The sequence below is a fragment of the Actinoplanes sp. NPDC049548 genome, assembly GCF_040676695.1.
GTDB lineage: Bacteria > Actinomycetota > Actinomycetes > Mycobacteriales > Micromonosporaceae > Actinoplanes.
In genome coordinates, this window is record NZ_JBFAPM010000002.1 from 125,398 (window position 1) to 143,769 (window position 18,372).

Annotated in this window: 17 protein-coding genes; 10 read left to right on the forward strand and 7 right to left on the reverse strand. The window is 72.8% G+C overall.

Translation table 11 applies throughout. The features are described 5' to 3' along the window. Positions 1-37 precede the first annotated feature (37 nt). On the forward strand, positions 38-1,252 hold the full coding sequence (locus AB0J80_RS04700) for a nucleotide disphospho-sugar-binding domain-containing protein (protein WP_364700404.1): 1,215 nt from the start codon (positions 38-40) through the stop codon (positions 1,250-1,252). A gap of 59 nt (positions 1,253-1,311) precedes the next feature. Here the strand turns inward: AB0J80_RS04700 and AB0J80_RS04705 are convergent, their stop codons facing one another. Next, complete coding sequence (locus AB0J80_RS04705) at positions 1,312-2,343, reverse strand: ketoacyl-ACP synthase III family protein (protein WP_364700406.1); 1,032 nt, start codon at positions 2,341-2,343, stop codon at positions 1,312-1,314. Positions 2,344-2,375: 32 nt separating this feature from the next. Next, positions 2,376-3,431: a methyltransferase gene (locus AB0J80_RS04710; protein WP_364700408.1), complete on the reverse strand. Its 1,056-nt coding sequence runs from the start codon at positions 3,429-3,431 to the stop codon at positions 2,376-2,378. Between the two features lie 97 nt (positions 3,432-3,528). On the opposite strand from AB0J80_RS04710, the gene AB0J80_RS04715 reads away from it, so the two are divergent. Next, positions 3,529-4,761 carry a nucleotide disphospho-sugar-binding domain-containing protein gene (locus AB0J80_RS04715; RefSeq protein ID WP_364700410.1) on the forward strand — a complete coding sequence of 411 codons (1,233 nt, stop codon included), beginning with the start codon at positions 3,529-3,531 and terminating at the stop codon, positions 4,759-4,761. A gap of 62 nt (positions 4,762-4,823) precedes the next feature. On the opposite strand, the gene AB0J80_RS04720 is transcribed toward AB0J80_RS04715, so the two are convergent. Next, the gene (locus AB0J80_RS04720; RefSeq protein ID WP_364700412.1) at positions 4,824-5,855 is read right to left on the reverse strand and encodes a methyltransferase; all 1,032 of its coding nucleotides are present in this window, start codon (positions 5,853-5,855) and stop codon (positions 4,824-4,826) included. Positions 5,856-6,058: 203 nt separating this feature from the next. Between AB0J80_RS04720 and AB0J80_RS04725 the strand changes: the two genes are divergently transcribed. From AB0J80_RS04725 to AB0J80_RS04750, 6 genes are all read left to right on the forward strand, one after another. After that, positions 6,059-6,820, forward strand: coding sequence for an SDR family NAD(P)-dependent oxidoreductase (locus tag AB0J80_RS04725; protein ID WP_364700414.1), 762 nt, complete (start codon positions 6,059-6,061; stop codon positions 6,818-6,820). Positions 6,821-6,879: 59 nt separating this feature from the next. Beyond that, complete coding sequence (locus AB0J80_RS04730; RefSeq protein ID WP_364700416.1) at positions 6,880-7,371, forward strand: PH domain-containing protein; 492 nt, start codon at positions 6,880-6,882, stop codon at positions 7,369-7,371. Continuing rightward, positions 7,368-8,912, forward strand: a complete 1,545-nt coding sequence (locus tag AB0J80_RS04735) for a PH domain-containing protein (protein ID WP_364700418.1) — start codon at positions 7,368-7,370, stop codon at positions 8,910-8,912. The genes AB0J80_RS04730 and AB0J80_RS04735 overlap by 4 nt, the downstream gene beginning before the upstream one ends. A gap of 51 nt (positions 8,913-8,963) precedes the next feature. Further along, entirely contained in the window at positions 8,964-10,196 is a 1,233-nt protein-coding gene (locus tag AB0J80_RS04740) for a nucleotide disphospho-sugar-binding domain-containing protein (protein WP_364700420.1), read from the forward strand. A 92-nt stretch (positions 10,197-10,288) separates the two neighbouring features. Beyond that, complete coding sequence (locus AB0J80_RS04745; RefSeq protein ID WP_364700422.1) at positions 10,289-11,419, forward strand: acyl-CoA dehydrogenase family protein; 1,131 nt, start codon at positions 10,289-10,291, stop codon at positions 11,417-11,419. Beyond that, positions 11,416-12,945, forward strand: a complete 1,530-nt coding sequence (locus tag AB0J80_RS04750; RefSeq protein ID WP_364700424.1) for an amino acid adenylation domain-containing protein — start codon at positions 11,416-11,418, stop codon at positions 12,943-12,945. Before AB0J80_RS04745 ends, AB0J80_RS04750 begins: the two co-directional genes overlap by 4 nt. A gap of 60 nt (positions 12,946-13,005) precedes the next feature. On the opposite strand, the gene AB0J80_RS04755 is transcribed toward AB0J80_RS04750, so the two are convergent. The 3 genes from AB0J80_RS04755 to AB0J80_RS04765 form a co-directional block, all read right to left on the reverse strand. Next, positions 13,006-13,278, reverse strand: a complete 273-nt coding sequence (locus AB0J80_RS04755; RefSeq protein ID WP_364700426.1) for an acyl carrier protein — start codon at positions 13,276-13,278, stop codon at positions 13,006-13,008. After that, positions 13,248-13,445 carry a hypothetical protein gene (locus tag AB0J80_RS04760; protein WP_364700428.1) on the reverse strand — a complete coding sequence of 66 codons (198 nt, stop codon included), beginning with the start codon at positions 13,443-13,445 and terminating at the stop codon, positions 13,248-13,250. Before AB0J80_RS04760 ends, AB0J80_RS04755 begins: the two co-directional genes overlap by 31 nt. Positions 13,446-13,510: 65 nt before the next feature. After that, a complete protein-coding gene (locus AB0J80_RS04765; protein ID WP_364700430.1) occupies positions 13,511-14,629 on the reverse strand; it encodes a polysaccharide pyruvyl transferase family protein in 1,119 nt (372 codons plus the stop codon). 207 nt (positions 14,630-14,836) lie between these two features. On the opposite strand from AB0J80_RS04765, the gene AB0J80_RS04770 reads away from it, so the two are divergent. Then, a complete protein-coding gene (locus tag AB0J80_RS04770; protein ID WP_364700432.1) occupies positions 14,837-15,904 on the forward strand; it encodes a glucose-1-phosphate thymidylyltransferase in 1,068 nt (355 codons plus the stop codon). Further along, positions 15,901-17,331, forward strand: coding sequence for an NDP-hexose 2,3-dehydratase family protein (locus AB0J80_RS04775; RefSeq protein ID WP_364700434.1), 1,431 nt, complete (start codon positions 15,901-15,903; stop codon positions 17,329-17,331). Before AB0J80_RS04770 ends, AB0J80_RS04775 begins: the two co-directional genes overlap by 4 nt. A 49-nt stretch (positions 17,332-17,380) precedes the next feature. Here the strand turns inward: AB0J80_RS04775 and AB0J80_RS04780 are convergent, their stop codons facing one another. After that, a complete protein-coding gene (locus AB0J80_RS04780; RefSeq protein ID WP_364700436.1) occupies positions 17,381-18,352 on the reverse strand; it encodes a Gfo/Idh/MocA family oxidoreductase in 972 nt (323 codons plus the stop codon). Between the last annotated feature and the right edge of the window lie 20 nt (positions 18,353-18,372).

Consider the following 18,372-nt stretch of genomic DNA (forward strand, 5'->3'; position numbering starts at 1 on the left):
CATCCCGGAAGACCCTGCCAACAGAAAGGCATTCCGGATGCGCCTTCTCTTCACCACCTATGCCGAGCGTGCGCACCTGCTCCCGATGGTGCCGCTCGCCTGGTCCGCCCTGGCGGCCGGGCACGACGTCCGCATGGCCACCACGCCGTCGCTGATCGACGCGGTCGAACGCACCGGGCTGCCCGCCGTCTCCGTCGGCCACGACATCGACGTCGAGACCCGGCTGGCCCGCGGCGACCTCGCCCCCCGCGACGCCAAGTCCGACGACCCCGCCGACTCCGTCCAGGCCCGCGTCCTGGAGAACATGGCGAACCTGATGTTCGACCACTGCGACGCCATGTCCGAGGACCTCGTGGCCTTCGGCCGCCGGTGGAAGCCCGACCTGGTGGTCTTCGACCCGGTCACCTACGCCGGCTCGGTGGCGGGCGAGGTGCTCGGCGTACCGACGGTCGGGCACTTGTACGGCATGGCCCGCCTGCTGCGTCTCGAGCTGCGCGGCCTGACCAGCGACGAGCCCCTGCCCGGCTACCTCGAGCTCTTCCGCCGGTTCGGAGCCGAGCCGCGCATCGACCCCACCGCCTGGGTGGACCCCCGCCCGGCGAGCCTGCGCTGGTCCGAGGAGGACGCGGTGCTGCCGGCCGCGTCCATCAAGCAGCGGATCCCGATGCGCTACATCCCCTACAACGGCCCCGGCACGGCACCGGACTGGCTGCAGAAGCCTGGCGACCGGCCCCGCGTGTGCATCACCTGGGGCACCACCCAGCAACGCAAGATGGGCGTCGGCGTCATCGACTTCTTCCGTGAGGTCGTGCACGAGGTCGCCAAGCTCGACGTCGAGGTGCTCGTCACCGTCGGCGCCGCCAAGCCCGAGTACGTCGCCCGCCTCGGTGAGCTGCCGGAGAACGTCCGGCCGGTCGGCTGGGTGCCGCTCAACATGCTGCTCACCACGTGCTCCGCGATCGTGCACACGGGCGGCACCGGCACGATGATGACGGCGGCCGCCTGCGGTGTCCCGCAGCTGGGCATCACCCGCATCCTCGAGGGTGTCTACAACACCGAGCAGCTGGTCAGCACGGGTGCCGCCCGCCAGATCACCGAGGAGGGGGCGGACCTCGCCGAGGTGCGCGAGGCGGTGGCCGCACTCATCGGGGACCCGGCGTACCGGACGGCCGCGGCGGCGCTCCAGGCGGAGATCAGCGAGCAGCCGGCGCCGGCGGACGTCGTACCGGCGCTGCTCGATCTGGCTCGCTGACGCCGGGCACGAGCAGAGGGGCCAGTTCATCGAACTGGCCCCTCTTCGTGCGGGAACTCTCAGCCGACCCAGGACGGGTCCTCGACCACCTGGATCACCGCGGCCGCGATCGTCACACCGGGCCCGAGGCCCACCATCAGCAGGTGGTCGCCGGCGACCAGGTCGCCGCTGCTCAGCAGCCGGTCGAAGGCGACGACCTGGTCGCTCGGGCCGACGTGGCCCAGCGAGCGACCGAGCTCCCACGTGGTCTGCTCCGGCGTCACGCCCAGCGGCTTGAGCCGGTCCTCCACCATCGCCCGCCCGCCGTTGTTGAACGCCACGCGCTTGACGCCGTCGAGCCCGATCCCGGCCTCCTCGAGGGCCCGTCCCACCACCTCGTCCATGGTGGCGACGAAGAGCAGCGCGCCGTCCTCGCCGAAGCCGCCGGCCTGGGTGAACTCGATGAACCGGGCGGTGAAGTCGAGGCGCGCGCCGGTGGTCACGCCCGGCGGGTACAGCGGCTCGTTCCCGCGGTGCAGGCCCTCCAGCCGGTCGATCGTCGTGGACGTGACCGACAGCAGCCGGGCGAAGCCGGGCCGGCGGCTGAGCACCAGCGCCGACGCGGCGTCACCCATGATCGCTCCCGGCAGGGCGTGCCAGCGGTCCAGCTGCGGTGAGGACAGGTTGTCGGCGGCGACCACCAGCGCGCTCTCCCGGCCGGTGTCCGCCAGCAGGTAACCGGCCGCGAGCTCCAGGGCGCCGAAGACGCCGTTGCAGCCCTGCCGGATGCCGGCCGCCAGGCACTGCCCACCGACCAGCTCCCGCTGCAGGTAGGCGTGCGGAACCCAGCCGTCGGGCCCGGAGTGGTAGGCGTCCGCCCAGAGCAGCAGGTCCACACCGGACGGGTCCTGCCCGGCCCGCTCCAGCGCCTGCCGGGTCGCCACCACGGCCATCTCCGGCGCGGAGACGTCGCCCGCCACGGCCGCGCCCGTCAGCCCGGTCTTCTCGGCCTCCGCGGCCTCGTACCAGCCGTTCTCGATCGCCGTCTCCACGGTGACGATGTCGGGCACGTACGTGCCCACGCCGCTGACGAAGATGTCTGCAATCCTCACGTTGTCTCCTTGTCGTGCCGACGGTCCGCCCCTCACGGGCGGCGTGCCTCCAGGACGTCCCAGCGCCGCGCGGCGCCCTCGGCGGTCGTCCTCCCGACGGCCTCCAGGCCGGCCGCCGTCACCAGGTCGCGGTACTCCGCCTCGCTGCGGACCTTGCCGCCCCGCTGCAGCAGGATCGAGAAGCTGACGCGGTGCAGTTCCCGCGTCCGGTGGTCATGGTCCGGGTCCTGCCCGTAGGTCAGCTCCGGCAGGAACTGGTCGACGATCAGCAGCGTCGCGCCGGACGGCATGGCGGCGGCGGTCGTCGCCAGGATCCGCGCCGCGGTGGCGTCGTCCCAGTCCCACAGGACGTTCTTCAACAGGTACAGGTCCCCGCCGCCCGGCACCCCGTCCCGGAAGTCGCCGCCGACCAGCTCCACCCGCTCGGTCAGGCCCGCCGCGGCCAGGTGCTCGCGCGCGGCCGGCAGGATCGCCGGGCGGTCGAACAGCACGCCCCGGATGCCCGGCGCCGCCGTGAGCAGCTGCGCCAGCAGCGCGCCGTAGTTCCCGCCCACGTCCACGACGGTCGGGAAGCGGGACAGGTCGTAGCGGGCCGCCAGGGCCGGGCCGCAGTCCCCCGACGTGATCGCGGTCAGCTCGCCGAAGTACTTCAGCTCGTCCGGGTGGGAGTCCAGGTATTCGTAGAAGGTCTCGCCGAGGGCGGCCTTGGTGGCCGGCTCGCCCGTCATCACGGTCTCGACGATGTGGCCGTACGGGACGTAGTGCTGCAGGCTCGCGGTCCCCCGGGCGATCGCGTGAAAAGGACTGCCGGTACACAGCAGCGCCCCCATCGCGCTCACGCCGAACACGTCAGGTGCCGTCTCCACGGTCAGGTCGAGCATCACACAGGCGCGCAGGAACCGGCCGAGCGCCTCGGCATGGGCCCCGGTGCTCGTGACGAGCTCGGCGAGCGGGAGCGGCCCGTCGGCCGTCAGGTCCGCGATGCGCAGCAGGGCGAGGGCGCGGGCGTACTGCGCCTTGGGGAAGTTCGCGATCATCTCGGCGAGGTTCTGGTAGACCGACGCATCCACCGGCGGCTGATTCGACATGCCGGGATGCTGTCCGAGACGCCTCGACGGCCGGTCGGAAGCCGGTCGAGCGCCCGCTTCGACTCAGCCTGTAGGTGTCCGGCCCACCATCGCGGGCATGCGTGTCCTCTTCACAGTGTCCAACTGGGCCGGCGACTACTTCTGCATGATCCCCCTCGGCTGGGCGTTGCAGGCCGCCGGTCACGACGTCCGGGTGGCGTGCACCCCCGGCCAGTCCGGCGTCGTCGCCCGGACCGGGCTGACGCCGGTGCCGGTGCTGGCCCATCCCGACATGATGAGCATGGCCCGCGTCGGGCATCTGCTGCTCAGCGCCACCGGCCGCCGGGTTCTGCCCGGCATGCCCCTGCCCCTGCATCCGTTCACCGGCGAGCCCATGGACTCGATCGACGAGGCCGGCGCCGCCCAGCTCGGGCTGCGCCTGTTCGCCGAGATGTGCCCGCCGCTGCGCCACAACTGCGACGCCGCCGTCGAGCTCGCCCGCGCCTGGCGGCCGGAGCTGGTCTGCTACAGCCTCATGTCGATGGAGGGTGCGCTCGCCGGCCGCATCGTCGACGCCCCCTCCGTGTACCACTCGCCCGGTCTCATCGGCAGCGCCGAGACCGAGCCGGCCCTCGACCTGGGCCAGGGGGACCCGACCTTCTCCTTCCCCCGGCACGGCGTCCCGGCGTGGGGCTGGGACCAGGTCGAGTACGTCGTCGACCCGTCCCCGCCGGTCACCCCAGCGCCGATCGGCACGGCGACCCGGCTGCCGGTGCGGTACGTGCCGTACAACGGCCCGGGTGGCGACCGGCCGGAGCGGCCCCGGGCCGGCAGCCGGCCGAGGGTGACGGTGATCTGGGGATCCTCCGGCATCGGCATCTTCGGCCCGGACGTGCCGGCGCTGCGGCTGGCGATCGACGCGGCCCTCGACGCGGGCGCAGAGGTGGTCCTGACCACGACACAGGAACAGGCCGACGCGCTCGGCGACCTGCCCGCGGGAGTCCGCGTACTGCGCAACCATCCGCTGCACCTGTTGCTGGCGACCAGCGATGCGATCGTGCATCACGGCAGCGCGAACACGCTGATGACGGGCGCGGCGGAGGGCGTACCGCAGCTCGCTCTGGGGCTCAGTGACGACTCGTACTCGATCAGCCGGCGGCTGACCGCGTCGGGTGCCGTACGCGCGCTGCCCGGCCTCGTGGCGACGGCCGGCGAGATCCGCGAGGCGATGGGCGAGGTGCTCGGCGACCCGGCGATCCGCAAGGCCGCCACCGAGCTGCGCGACGACATGGCGGCCATGCCGGCCCCGGCCGACCTCGTGCCGGCGCTCGAGGCGCTGGCCGGTCGCTGACCGGCACCACGAAACGGCGGCCGGGGCTCGCAGCCCCGGCCGCCGTCCGGTGTCGCGGTCGCTCAGCGCGCCGGGATCGTGCTCTCGATGAGGTGCAGGTACGGGCCCGCCGGCCGGACGTCCTGAACCTGCAGCCCGGCCTGCTTCACGAGGCCGACCAGACCGTCCTTGGTGTGCTTGCGGCCGTCCACGTTGAGCAGCAGGAGCAGGTCCATCGCCGTGGTGAACTTCATCTCCGGGCTGCCGTCGAGCAGGTTCTCGATGACGATGACGCGCGCGCCCGGACGGCCCTTGGCGGCGACGTTGCGCAGCGTCGTGACCGTGCTGTCGTCGTCCCACTCGAGGATGTTCTTCAGGATGTACACGTCCGCGTCCACGTCGACGCCGTTGCGGCAGTCGCCGGCGACCAGTGCGACGCGGCCCGCCAGCTCTCCGCCGGTGCGCAGCCGGCCGTCGGCGTTCGCCACCACGTCGGGCAGGTCGAAGAGCACGCCCTCCAGGTGCGGGTTCTGCTCGAGGACGGTGGCGAGGGTGTGCCCCTGACCACCGGCGATGTCGACCACCTTGCGCGCCGAGGACAGGTCGAGCGTGGCGGCGACCGCCTTGGCCGACAGCCGGCTCGACTGCGTCATCGCCTGGTCGAAGACCTCCGCCGACTCCGGCGCGTCCTCGTGCAGGTACGTGAAGAACTCCTTGCCGTACAGCTCCTGGGAGATGCCCTTGCCGGTGCGGACCGCCTTGTCGAGGTGGCCCCACATCTCCCACGTCCACGGCTCGGTCGCCCACAGCACCATGTGCCGCAGGCTGCGCGGCGCACCGTCGCGCAGCAGCAGCGACAGGTCGGTGTGGTGGAACCGGCCCTGCTCGTCCTCCGTGAGAACACCGTGGCACACCAGCGCCCGCAGCAGCCGGCCGAGCGCGTCGGGCTCGGCGTTGACGGCGGCGGCGAGCTCCGCGACGTCGGCGGACTCCTCGAACGCATCGGCGATCTTGAGCTGGGCCGCCGCCCGCAGGGCCGCCGCGTACCCCGCACTCATCGCGATCTCGCGGATCCGCATGACAGCGGCGAAGCCGGAGGAATCTGTGGTGGTCATCGAGACCGCCTTTCTGCTTGTCGTCAACAGCCGGACCGGCACGGCGGTGACCGTATGGGCCGCCGATCGATTCCGCGTCGAGCCCGGGCCGACGTTCGGCCGTGACCGTCGAGGACGACTCGAGTCCGCTGCTAGCCGCCCACCGCAGGCTGGGGGCGGCGGCCGGCGCGGGTCCGGCCGCGTCTACGTGCGAGGAGCTCGGCATGGATCTCGGCCTGGCAGGAAAGACGGTCCTGGTGACCGGCGCGACCGGCGGCATCGGCCAGTCGATCGCCCGCAGCTTCGCTGGGGAGGGCGCGCGCGTGATCGTCGCGTACCACTCGGCCGGCGACGCGGCGGAGAAGCTCGCCGACGAGCTGGGTGCCACCCAGGGGCGGGCGCTCGCCGTCCGGTACGACCTGGAGCGCCCGGAGGAGACGTTCACCGCCCTCGAGGCCGCGGGCGACGGCTGGGCCGATGTGGACGTCCTCGTGACCAGCGCCGTCCGGATGGGCGCCCGCCGCGCTCCCGGCCGGCACTTCGAGGACGTCACCGTCGAGGAGTGGGCGCCGGTCGTGCACTCGAATCTCGCGCCGACGATCCGGCTGACCCAGCTGGCGCTGCCCGGGATGCGCCGCCGGGGCTGGGGCCGGATCGCGCTGATCTCGTCGCACGTCGCCGTGGACGGTCACCGGGGCCAGGAGTTCTACGGAGCCGCCAAGGCCGGGCTGCACGGCTTCGCGCGCAGCCTGATGTGGGACGCGAGCCCCGACGGCGTCCTGGTCAATGTGGTCTGCCCCGGGCTGACGCGTACCGAGCGGGCGCTCACCAAGCTGCCCGCCGAGGTCCGTGAGCACGAGGCTCGGCGGACGGCGAGCGGGCGGCTGAGCGACCCGGACGAGGTCGCACGGGTGGTGACATTCGTCTGCTCCGATGCGAATGGCAACATGACCGGGGAAGTGCTGACCGTGGCGGGCGGCCGGTGAGGGCCGGTCCCGAACACTGTTAGAGTGTGCCTGTCACCATCGAGCGAGGACGTTGCCCCATGACCACCAGCACCCGGCTCCGACCACCACGCAACCTCGTCAGCCCCCGCGCGCGCTGGCACTGGACCGTGCGAGCGGTCCCCGGCTGGATCGCCGTCCTGGCGGCCGAGGTCATCTGGGCGACGGCGGCCGACCACCGCACCCCCGCCGTGATCGCCCTCGTCGTCACCGTGATCGTGGCCGCGGCACACCTCGTGGTCATGCCACTGTGGCGCTTCCGGGTGCACCGCTGGGAGGCGACGACCGAGGCCGTCTACACGCAGGCGGGCTGGCTGCACCAGGAGCGGCGGATCGCCCCCGTGTCCCGGATCCAGACCGTCGACACCGCACGCGGGGTGCTGCAGCAGCTCTTCGGGCTGGCCACCGTCACCGTCACCACGGCCTCGGCGGCGGGACCGCTGAAGATCAACGGCCTCGACCAGGACGTGGCCCGTGACCTCGTCGACGAGCTCACGGCCACCACGCAGGCGCACCAGGGCGACGCGACATGACCGCCACCCCCGAGACCGACCTCGGCACCGCACCGGAGGCGGCCGAGCACTGGCGCCGGCTCAGCCCCCGGATGCTCATCGTCCACCCGCTGCAGGAGGTCATGCGGCTGGCGCCCGTCCTCGTCGGCGTCATCATCGCCGGCAGCCGCAGCGGACGCTCGGAGCTGTGGGGCCTGATCGGCGTGGCGATCGCCGTGCTGCTCGGCGTCGGCCGCTGGGCCACCACGAGCTATCAGGTCACGCCGCACCAGGTGCAGGTGCGGCAGGGCCTGCTGCGCCGCCGGGTGCTCGTCGTCGCACTCGACCGCGTCCGTACGGTCGACCTGTCCGCGAACGTGTTCCAGCGCGTGCTGCGGCTGTCCCGGGTCACGGTCGGTACGGGGCACACCGACCGCAACAAGGACGGCGGGCTCCGCCTCGACGCCCTCGACGCCTCGGACGCGGCCCGGCTGCGCGACGAGCTGCTGCACCGCCGGCACGCCACCCCCACCGGCGACGAGCCCGCAGCCGCCCGCCCGGCCGGCGCCGCGGAGTCCGTGACCATCGCCGAGATCCGCCCCTCGTGGTTGCGGTTCGGGCCGTTCACCCTCAGCGGCCTGGTCGGCGTCGGCGCCGTCCTCGGCGTGATCTGGAACCAGCTGCGGCAGGCCGACGTGGACATCGCCTCGCTCGGCCTCCTCCGCACCGTGCGCGACGACCTCGAGAACGCACCCCTGTGGCTCGACGTCACCGTCGTGGCGGTGGGCATCGTGCTCGTCGTGGCCGTCCTGTCGACGATCATGTACGCGATCACGTACGGCAGGTACCGCCTGACCCGGGAACCGCACGGCACCCTGCACGTCGTCCGCGGGCTGCTCGCCATCCGGTCCACCACCATCGAGGAACGCCGCCTGCACGGCGTGGAACTGCGGGAGCCGCTGCTGCTGCGAGCGGTCGGCGGCGCCCGGTGCGACGCCGTCACGACCGGCATCCACGGTGGCCGCGGGTCCGACCGGGGCGGAGCGCTGCTGCTTCCGCCGGCGCCGCGCGCGGAGGCGTACAGGGTGGCGGCCGACGTCCTGCACGGCACGCCGGCCGCGACCGCCGACCTGGTCCCCCACGGCGCCCGGGCGCGCCAGCGCCGGTTCACCCGCGCGCTGATCCCCGCCCTGGTCCTGACCGGCGCGGTGGTCGTGCTCGCCCGGCTCTCCGTTCTGCCGGACTGGACATGGCACCCGGCACTGGCCTTGCTGCCGGTGGCGGCTCTGCTCGCCGTGGACCGGTATCGCAGCCTCGGTCACGCCGTCGTGGACGGACGCCTCGTCACCCGGCAGGGTTCCGTGGAACGGCGCCGGGCCACCGTGGCCGCCGACGGGATCATCGGCTGGAACATCAGCCAGTCGTTCTTCCAGCGCCGGGCCGGGCTCGCCACCCTCACCGCCACCACGGCGGGCGGGCGGCAGGCGTACGACGTGCTCGACGTGGACGAGGAGGAGGCGACCCGGCTCGCCGACGGGCTCACGCCGGGCCTGCTCACCCCGTTCCTCGAAGGACCCGCCTGACCGTCAGCGGGGCTCGATCGACACACCAGGGGACTGCCCGACAGTGACAGCATGCGGGTTCTGTTCACGGCATCCAACTGGCCCGGTCACTACTTCTGCATGACACCGCTCGGCTGGGCGCTCCAGGCGGCCGGCCACGACGTGCGGGTCGCCTGTCCGGCGCCTCAGGCGGCGGCGATCAGCCGAGCGGGTCTCACCCCGGTGCCGGTGCTGGACAGCCCCGACATGATGCGCATGTCGCTGATGATGCACTACGGCGAGGCGGTCTCCGGCGACCGTCAGGCGCCGGGACTGCCGCTGCACCCCTACACCGGGCAGCCGGTGAGCCGGCTGGACGAGTTCGACTTCGCGACCGAGGCGCCGCCGTTCTGGGCCGCCTGCGAAGACGTGGTCCGGCGCAGCTACGACGGCGCGGTGGCGTTCGCCCGGTCCTGGCGCCCGGACCTCGTCTGCCACGACCTGATGACGCCCGAGGGGGCGCTCGCGGCCGAGCTGACCGGCGTCCCGTCCGTCTACCATCCGCCGGGCCTGTTCGGCACCGTGGAGACCGAGCGCGGCGTCGACCTGGGCGACCCGGACCCGTCCGGCTCCTTCGCCCGGTACGGCCTCGAGCCGTGGTCCGGCACCCGGATCCGCTTCGCCGTCGACCCCTCCCCCGGATCGGTGGCCCTGCCGTTCGGCGACACGGTACGCCGGGGCATGCGCTACGTGCCCTACAACGGCCCGGGTGGGGTGCCGCAGTGGCTGCGCCGCACCCCCGGCACCCGCCGGGTGTGCGTGCTCTGGGGCAGCTCCGCGGTCGGCGCCGCGGTCCAGGTGCCGGCGTTGCGCGCGGCCGTCCAGGCGGCTGCCGAGCGAGGTGCCGAGGTCGTCCTCACCACGACGCCCGACCAGCTCGCCGCGCTCGGCGAGCTGCCACCGACCGTCCGGGCCCTGCGCAACTTCCCCCTGCACCTGCTGCTCGCGACCAGCGATGCCATCGTCCACCACGGCAGCGTCAACTGCCTGATGAGCGCCGCGGCGGCGGGCGTACCGCAGGTCGGGCTGCCGCTGACCGACGAGCAGATCGCGGTGACCCGTCGCATGGCCGGCACTGGCGCCGCCGTGTCGGTGCCCGCGCTGTCGGCCGGTGCCGAGCAGGCCCGCGAGGCCGTCCACCGGGTGCTCGACGATCCCGCGTACGCCGCCGCCGCGAGCCGGCTCAGCGCCGAGATGGCGCGGCAGCCCGCCCCGGCCGACCTGGTGAAGCCGCTCGAGGACCTCGCCGCGACCGGGCGCTTCTGACCTCAGGCGGACTCGAGGTCGTCTCGACCGGATCGCAGCACAGTGTGCGTGGCTGCATGACAACGTCCGAGATCGCCTTAGAGGAGGCCGGCGTGGAATTTGGATGGACCACCGACCAGGAGAGGCGGTACGCGGACACGCTCGCCGCCGCCCGGGCCGCATTCGACGGCGTACCGTCGGCGCCCGGCGGGCCGAAGCCGTGGCTGCGCCTGGCCGACCTGGGTCTGCTCGGCGCGAGCGTGCCCACCCGGTACGGCGGCGGCGGCCTCGGCGCGCTCGACACGGCCCGGCTGCTCGAGGCGGTCGGGCGCGGCTGCCCGGACACGGGTCTCGTGTTCGCCGCGTCGGCGCACCTGTTCGCCTGCGCCATGCCGATCGCGGAGTTCGGGTCCGAGGAGCTCCGGCAGCGCCTGCTGCCCCGGATGTGCGGCGGTGAGCTGGTCGCGGCCAACGCGATGACCGAGGCGGAAGCCGGTTCGGACGTGTCGCGGCTGGCCGTCACGGCGACCCCCGTGGACGGCGGGTACCTGCTCAACGGCACGAAGACGTTCGTCAGCAACGGTCCCGTCGCCGACGTGTACGTCACGTACGCCACCACCGACCCGCAGGCAGGGCATCTGGGCAGCACCGGCTTCGTGGTCGACCGGGACACCCCGGGCCTGACGCCGGGGGAACCCTTCGACAAGCTGGGCATGACGAGCTGCCAGGCGGGCACGGTCACGTTCGAGGACTGTTTCGTCCCGGCGGGCAACGTGCTGGGCGAGCCCGGGCAGGGCGCCGCGATCTTCCAGCACTCGATGGGCTGGGAGCGGACCTGCCTGTTCGCGCTGTTCCTGGGGCTGCAGGAGGCGCTGGTGGAGCGGGTCGTCGCGCACGTGCGGCAGCGCCGCCAGTTCGGCCGGCGGCTCGCCGACTTCCAGGCGGTCTCCCACCGCATCGTCGACATGAAGCTGCGGCTGGAGAGCGGGCGGTTGCTCCTTTACCGCGCCTGCTGGGCGATGGACACCGACGAGCATCCGGTGCTGTTCTCGGCGCTCTCCAAGCTCGCCGTCTCGGAGAGCGCGCTGGCCAGTGCCGTCGACGCGGTCAAGCTCCTCGGCGGGCAGGGCTACCTGCGCGAGGGCGGCGTCGAGGCGGCGTTGCGCGATGCGATGGGCGCCACGATCTTCTCGGGTACGTCCGACATCCAGCGGCAGCTGGTGGCCGTGGAGCTGGGGCTGTGACCGCCGGGGTGCTGCGGCCGCCGGTGGCCACCGAGCGGGTCGCGGGGCACGACGCCTGCGCACACGGTGCGCTGCAGGAGCTGGTCCGGGACGCCGCCGGCCGTACGCCGGACGCCCCGGCCGTGCACGACGGCCCGATCACCGTGACGTACCGCGACCTCGACCGCGAGGCGGACCGACTGGCCGCCGCCCTGTACGCCCGGGGCGTCCGCGCCGGCGACCGGGTGGTGATCTGGGCCGAGAAGAGCGTGGACGTCGTCGCCGCCATGCAGGCGGTCCTGCGCATCGGTGCGCTGTACGTGCCGGTGGCCCCCACCAACCCGACGGCCCGCGCGCAGCTCATCGCCGCCGGCTGCACCGCGACGATGGTGATCGTCGACGGCGTCGGGGACCGGTGCGGCACCGGCGACGGCTGGGCCTCGGCGATCGTCACGGAGCTGGACGCGTTGCGGGCGGGTGCGGCCGGCCTGCCGCCGGCGCCCGCGCACCGGCCGGCGCTCGACGACCCGGCGTACATCCTGTACACGTCGGGTTCGACGGGTGCGCCGAAGGGCGTGTGCCTGAGTCACCGCAACGCCCTGGCGTTCGTCTGCTGGGCCGCCGCGGAGACCGGTCTGCATGCCGGCGACCGCCTCGCCAACCATGCCCCCTTCAACTTCGACCTGTCGGTCTTCGATCTGTACGGCGCGTTCCACGCCGGGGCGGCCGTCGACCTGGTGCCCACCGCGCTGGCCTACTCGCCGGAACAGCTGGTGGAGCTCCTGGAACCGGCTCGCGGCGTCACGGTGTGGTACTCCGTACCGTCGGCGCTGGTGCTGATGATGCGCCAGGGCGGGCTGCTCGACCGCCCGCAGCCGCCCGGCCTGCGGGTCTGCGTGTTCGCCGGCGAACCGTTCCCGATCAACGACGTCCGGACGCTGCGCCGTGCGTGGCCCGGCGTCCGGATGTTCAACTGGTACGGCCCCACCGAGACCAACGTCTGCACGTCGTACGAGGTGACCGAGGACGATCTCGGCCGGGAGCGCCCGCTGCCGATCGGCCGCCCGGCGTCCGCGGCGACGATCACCCTCGACCCGGCGGACGCCGCGGAGGGCGAGATCGTGGTGACCGGGCCGACGGTCATGTGCGGCTACTGGGGTGCTCCCGCGCACCAGGGCCCGTACCGTACCGGGGATCTCGGCCGGTACGACGGGGACGGTGAGCTGCAGTACGTCGGCCGCCGTGACGCCATGGTGAAGGTCCGCGGGCACCGGATCGAGCTGGGCGAGGTCGAGACCGCGATCGCCTCGCATCCTCAGGTGGCCGCCGTCGCGGTGGTCGTCGTCGGCAGTGGCCTCGAGGCGCGGCTGCACGCGGCGGTTGTCGCGCGGCCGGGTCAGCGTCCCAGCCTGCTGGCGCTCAAGGGGCACTGCGCGGCACGCCTCCCCCGGTACATGATCGTCGACACGGTGTCGCATGTGGACGACCTGCCGCGTACGGCGAACGGCAAGACCGACCGGGCCGCCCTGATCGCTGCAGCCGGCTGAGCAGCGCAACACCGAAGCGGCGCGGGGAGCATGCTCCCCGCGCCGCTTTCGTTCGGCGAGTCAGGCGTTCTGCAGCTGCAGCGACTCCACCAGCGCGGCGATGCTGGCGAGGCTGCGGAAGTTGCCGCCGGTCATCTCCCGGGGCGGCACCCGGACGCCGAACTCCTGCCGGATGTACGTGACCAGGCGCGCGGTCTTCAGCGAGTCCAGGACGCCCCACTCCAGCAGCGGGGTGTCGACGGTGAGGTCGTCGCCGTCGGCGCCCTGCAGCAGCTCCGTACGCGTGTATTCGATCAGCTTCGTCACGAGGGTGTCGTGTGCGGTACCGGACATGGTGTCTCTCCTTGGCGGTGGCGGGCATCGGGGCCCGGATCGGGCTGCTGCAGGAACGGGTGTGGCGGCGCGGGCAGGGACAGGCCGACCATGCCGAGGAAGGCGGTCAGCATCCAGCCGGCGGAGGCGGCGCCGCTGAGGTCGCCGTCGTCGTCTCGTGCGGACATACGTGGCAGCGTCACAGCGGCCGCTCGGAGCCGGATCGACGGCGCTTGGAAGGCAGGAGGTGCGGTCAGGCGCCGTAGATCCGGTCGGCGACGGCACGTTTCGCGGCCCGTACGGCCTCGACCTGCTCCGGCGGGTAGCCGCCCGCGGTCGGCCGCGCGGGGATCTCGGCGGCGTTCGAGAGTGACCATCGGGAGCCGCACTCCAGCAGGGACCGGTGCTTCGTGTCGTAGTAGTCGCGGCGGATGTTCACCGCCACGCCGGAGGCACCACCGGCGGCGGCCACCAGGTGCGGATGGAAGCGCGTGGTGAGCCAGGCCTGCCCGGACGCGACCGGGAGTCCGTCGCGCAGCACCTCGTGCAGCCCGTAGCGGCGGGTCACCGGCAGCAGCGTCGCGGCCCGGTCGAGCACCTTCGCGTCCTGCTCGGGGAAGCACTCCAGCAATCCGACACTCTTGGCACCCCACGCGCGCACCGTGTCGCCGATGAAGATGAGCAGCTGGTCCGTGTCCAGGTCGGAGAGCTGCGACTGCACGGACACCATGACGTCCGGCGCGTCGGCGCTGCGGTCGTAGAGCTCCGGCGCGAGACCGAGGAAGGCGTCGTCGCCGGAGACCGTGACCCGGCCGGAGGCGAGCAGCCGGGCCGACGAGTCGTCCCGGACGTCGAGCACGTCCAGCTGCCGGGCCAGCTCGGGGATCAGATCGGCCGCGTCGGCCGGCGGCGGCCACATCCCCTGGCCGGTCATGACGGCGCGGACGCCGGGCCGGCGTCCGGCCGTCGAGACGCCGGCCAGCAGGCCGGTGAACGGGGGCCAGATGTCGTTGATGAACCCGCCGCCGACGAGGTGGACGATGTCGGCCGTGCCCAGCAGCTCGAAGCCGGCGGCGAGATGACCGGCGGATCCGGGATCGAGGACGGCACGCTCCACCGTCGTCGCCGCGTGCCGGGCGCCGTACGCCCAGTTGAGCCGGCACAGCTGCCACAGGGTGTCGGTGAACCGCAGTCGCGGGTGAATGCCGGTCAGGGTCCGGGCGGCGTTCTCGGGATCGATGCAGTCGACCACGACGTCGGCGCCGGGCGCCGCCGTGGCCAGGTACCGCAGCCAGGTGAGGGCGATGATCTCATCGCCGTAGTTGGGAACGCCCGCAGGCGAGACGAGGTAGTAGAGGGGCCGGTCAACCATACGGCCATGCTCGCGATCCGTTGCTGCGGCGGCAATCCCGTCCTGCTCACCCTCGATCCGGGCACCAGCCGCCCTCGATCCGGCGGCGGCGACCAATCGCCCTTGAGGGCTTCTCGACCGGCGGTCCCCACCATTTCGGTGGCGCACATGGCGTCGGGCCGAAGCGCCGGCACCGCGCTCTTCGATCGGCGATAGGGAGATCACGCTATGAAAGCACTGGTGTTGGCCGGTGGAAACGGCACGCGGCTCAGGCCGTTCACCTATTCCCTGCCCAAACAGCTCGTACCGGTGGCGAACAAGCCCATCCTGGTCCACTGCCTGGAGAACATCCGGGACATCGGCGTGTCCGAGGTCGGCATCATCGTCGGCGACCAGGCCGCGCAGATCCGCGCCGTGGTCGGCGACGGCTCTCGGTACGGCATCAAGGTCACGTACATTCCGCAGGCCGCGCCCCTGGGCCTGGCGCACTGCGTCGGCATCGCCCGGGACTTCCTGGGCGACGACGACTTCGTCATGTACCTGGGCGACAACATGCTGGTCGGCGGCATGGCGGAGGCGGCCGCGGACTTCGTGGCCCGGCGGCCGGCCGCCAAGATCCTGGTGACCCAGGTGACCGACCCGACCCAGTACGGTGTGGCCGAGGTCGACGCGGACGGTGTCGTCACCGCCCTCGTGGAGAAGCCGGCCCAGCCGCGCAGCAACCTCGCCGTCATCGGGGTGTACTTCTTCACGCCCGCGATCCACGCGGCGGTCGCCCGGATCAAGCCCAGCCGCCGCGGCGAGCTGGAGATCACCGACGCGATCAGCGACCTCGCGGCGCACGGCGGCACCGTCACTGCCGAGGAGTACCGGGGTTACTGGAAGGACACGGGGACCGTCGCGGATCTGCTCGACTGCAACCGTCTGCTGCTCGACGGCGTCCAGGGCCTGCACGCCGGGTACGTCGACACCGCCAGCACGGTGACGGGCGAGGTGATCATCGAGCCCGGCGCCCGGGTGGTCCGCTCCACGCTGACCGGGCCGATCGTCGTCGCCGCGGACAGCGTGATCGAGGACAGCTGCCTCGGCCCGCACACCGCGGTGGGCCGCAACTGCCGGGTCACGAACGCCGGAGTGCAGGACTCGATCCTGCTCGAGGGCGCGCACGTCTCCGGCGTCACCGGCATCAACGGCTCGCTGATCGGCCGGTGGGCGACCGTCGGCTCCGCCGGTCCCGCGCCGCTGCACCGGCTCCTGGTCGGCGACCACACCCAACTGGAGGTGGCGGTCGCATGAGTGCGGCGGCACCGGGCCTGATCCGGCCGGCCACCCGCGACCTGGCCACCCGGCTGACCGAGTCGGCGCTGGCCCACGACAGCACGGTGACGTCGAACGCGGCGGTGGACGCCTGGCTCACCGGCCGGCAGCGCGAGTCGGCGCACACGGTCAGCCGCATCCCGTTCGCGGACCTGACCGGCTGGCACTTCGATCCGGGCAGCGGCAACCTGGTCCACGACACCGGCAAGTTCTTCTCCGTCATCGGCCTGCGGGTCCGCACCGACCGGGAGTGGGACCGGGAGTGGTCGCAGCCGATCATCAGTCAGCCCGAGATCGGCCTGCTCGGCATCGTCGCCAAGGAGTTCGACGGTGTGCTGCACTTCCTGCTGCAGGCCAAGATGGAGCCCGGCAACGTCAACGCCGTGCAGCTGGCGCCGACCGTGCAGGCGACCCGCAGCAACTACACCGGCGTCCACCGGGGCCGGGGCATCACCCACCTCGAGTACTTCGCGGAGAATGCCGGCAGCCGGGTCCTGGTCGACGCCCTGCAGTCGGAGCAGGGCGCCTGGTTCCTCACCAAGCGGAACCGGAACGTCGTCGTCGAGGTGACCTCGGACGTGCCTGCGCACGACGACTTCTGCTGGCTGACCCTCGGGCAGATCCGCCGGCTGCTGCGCCGGGACAACGTCGTCAACATGAACATCCGCTCGATTCTGGCGAGCCTGCAGTTCGCGGTGCCCGCGTCCGGCGGGGCCACGGCGCCGGCCGGCCGGTACCGGGACGCGCTGCTGCGTTCGATCGACGGATCCGCCGGTTCCCTGCACTCGACCGGGACGGTGCTCAGCCACCTGACCACCGCCAAGGCGCGGCACGAGGTGACCCGGCAGGTGATCAACCTCGACGACGTCGAGGGCTGGCACCGGTCCGCCGACGAGATCGCGCACGACGACGGCCGGTACTTCCGGGTCGTGGCCGTGGACACCGCGGCCACCAGCCGGGAGGTCGGGCGCTGGACCCAGCCGCTGCTCGCCCCGCACTCCCGGGGCGTGTCGGCCTTCCTCGTCAAGGAGATCGGCGGGGTGCTGCACCTGCTCGTCCGGGCCCGGGTCGAGGCCGGGCTCATCGACGTCGCCGAGTTCGGCCCGACGGTGCAGTGCACCCCTGGCAACTACGTCGGCGCCCGGCAGCCCACCTACCTCGACGAGGTGCTCGCCACCCCTCCGGAGCGCATCCTGTACGACACTGTGCAGTCGGAGGAAGGCAGCCGCTTCTACCGGGCGGAGAGCCGGTACCTGGTGGTGGCCGCCCGCGACGACTTCCCGGTCGAGGTCCACCGCGACTTCCTCTGGATCACCCTGCACCAGGCGACCGAGCTGCTGAAGAACAGCTACTACTTCGCCATCCAGGCGCGGAGCCTCATCTCGGGGCTGCAGAGCACCTGGTGAACCACCCGGCCCGCTGCCTCGCCCGCTCACCGGGCGAGGCAGCGGGCTTTCAGGCTCCTGCGGACGCGGCGCGTACGGCGTCGACGAGGGCCGCCTGCCGGACCAGGTCCGCGCCGTGCGCCTGGGCGGCCGCACGGTCCTGGATCGCGGCGGTGAAGGCCCGGACCACGTTGGGGAACTGGCTGTCCGCCGGCAGGGTGCGCTCCTCGACGACACTCTGCCGTTCGATGCGCAGCACGGGCTGCCAGCTGTCCGGTGGGGTGAACGCCCGGTGCAGCTCCAGGCGGCCGGTGCCGCCCCAGAGGGCGTACATCGACCGGTACATGTGGGTGAAGCCGTACGAGAGCTGCGCGGTGACGCCGGCCGGGTTGCGCAGCAGCACCGCACCCGCGACGTCCACCCCCAGCGCCGGGTCTACCGTCGAGGTGGCGCCGACGACCTCGAGGTCCGGGCCGAGGAACAGCTGGGCGGCCCGCAGCGGGTACACCCCGACGTCGGCGAGCGCGCTGCCGCCGAGCGCCGCGTCGTTGCGGATGTCCCCGGCGGGCAGCGGCGGAATGCCGAAGTCGCTGGTGAACGCCCGCGTCTCGCCGATCGCGCCCGAGGCGACCAGGTCGGCGACCGCCGCGTGCTGTCCGTGGTACAGGAACATGAAGCTCTCCATGAGCAGCAGGTCCCGCTTCGCGGCGAGCTCCACCAGGGCGACCGCGTCGGCCGAGGACGTCACCGCCGGCTTCTCCACGAGGACGTGCTTGCCCGCCTCCAGAGCCGCCCGCACCCACTCGGCGTGCAGACCGGCGGGGAGGGGGATGTACACCGCGTCGATGTCGGAGCGGGCGAGCAGCTCGTCGTACCCGGTGACCCCGGCGCAGCCGAACAGTGCGGCGAACTCGGCCGCCCGGTCCGCCGTCCGGCTGGCCACGGCCACCAGGTCGACGGACGGGTCGGCGACGAGCGCCGGGAGCATCTTGCGCCGGGCGATGGAGGCGCAGCCCAGTACGCCTACCCGAAGCTTCGTCATGGTCCTCCCCTTCTCGATGG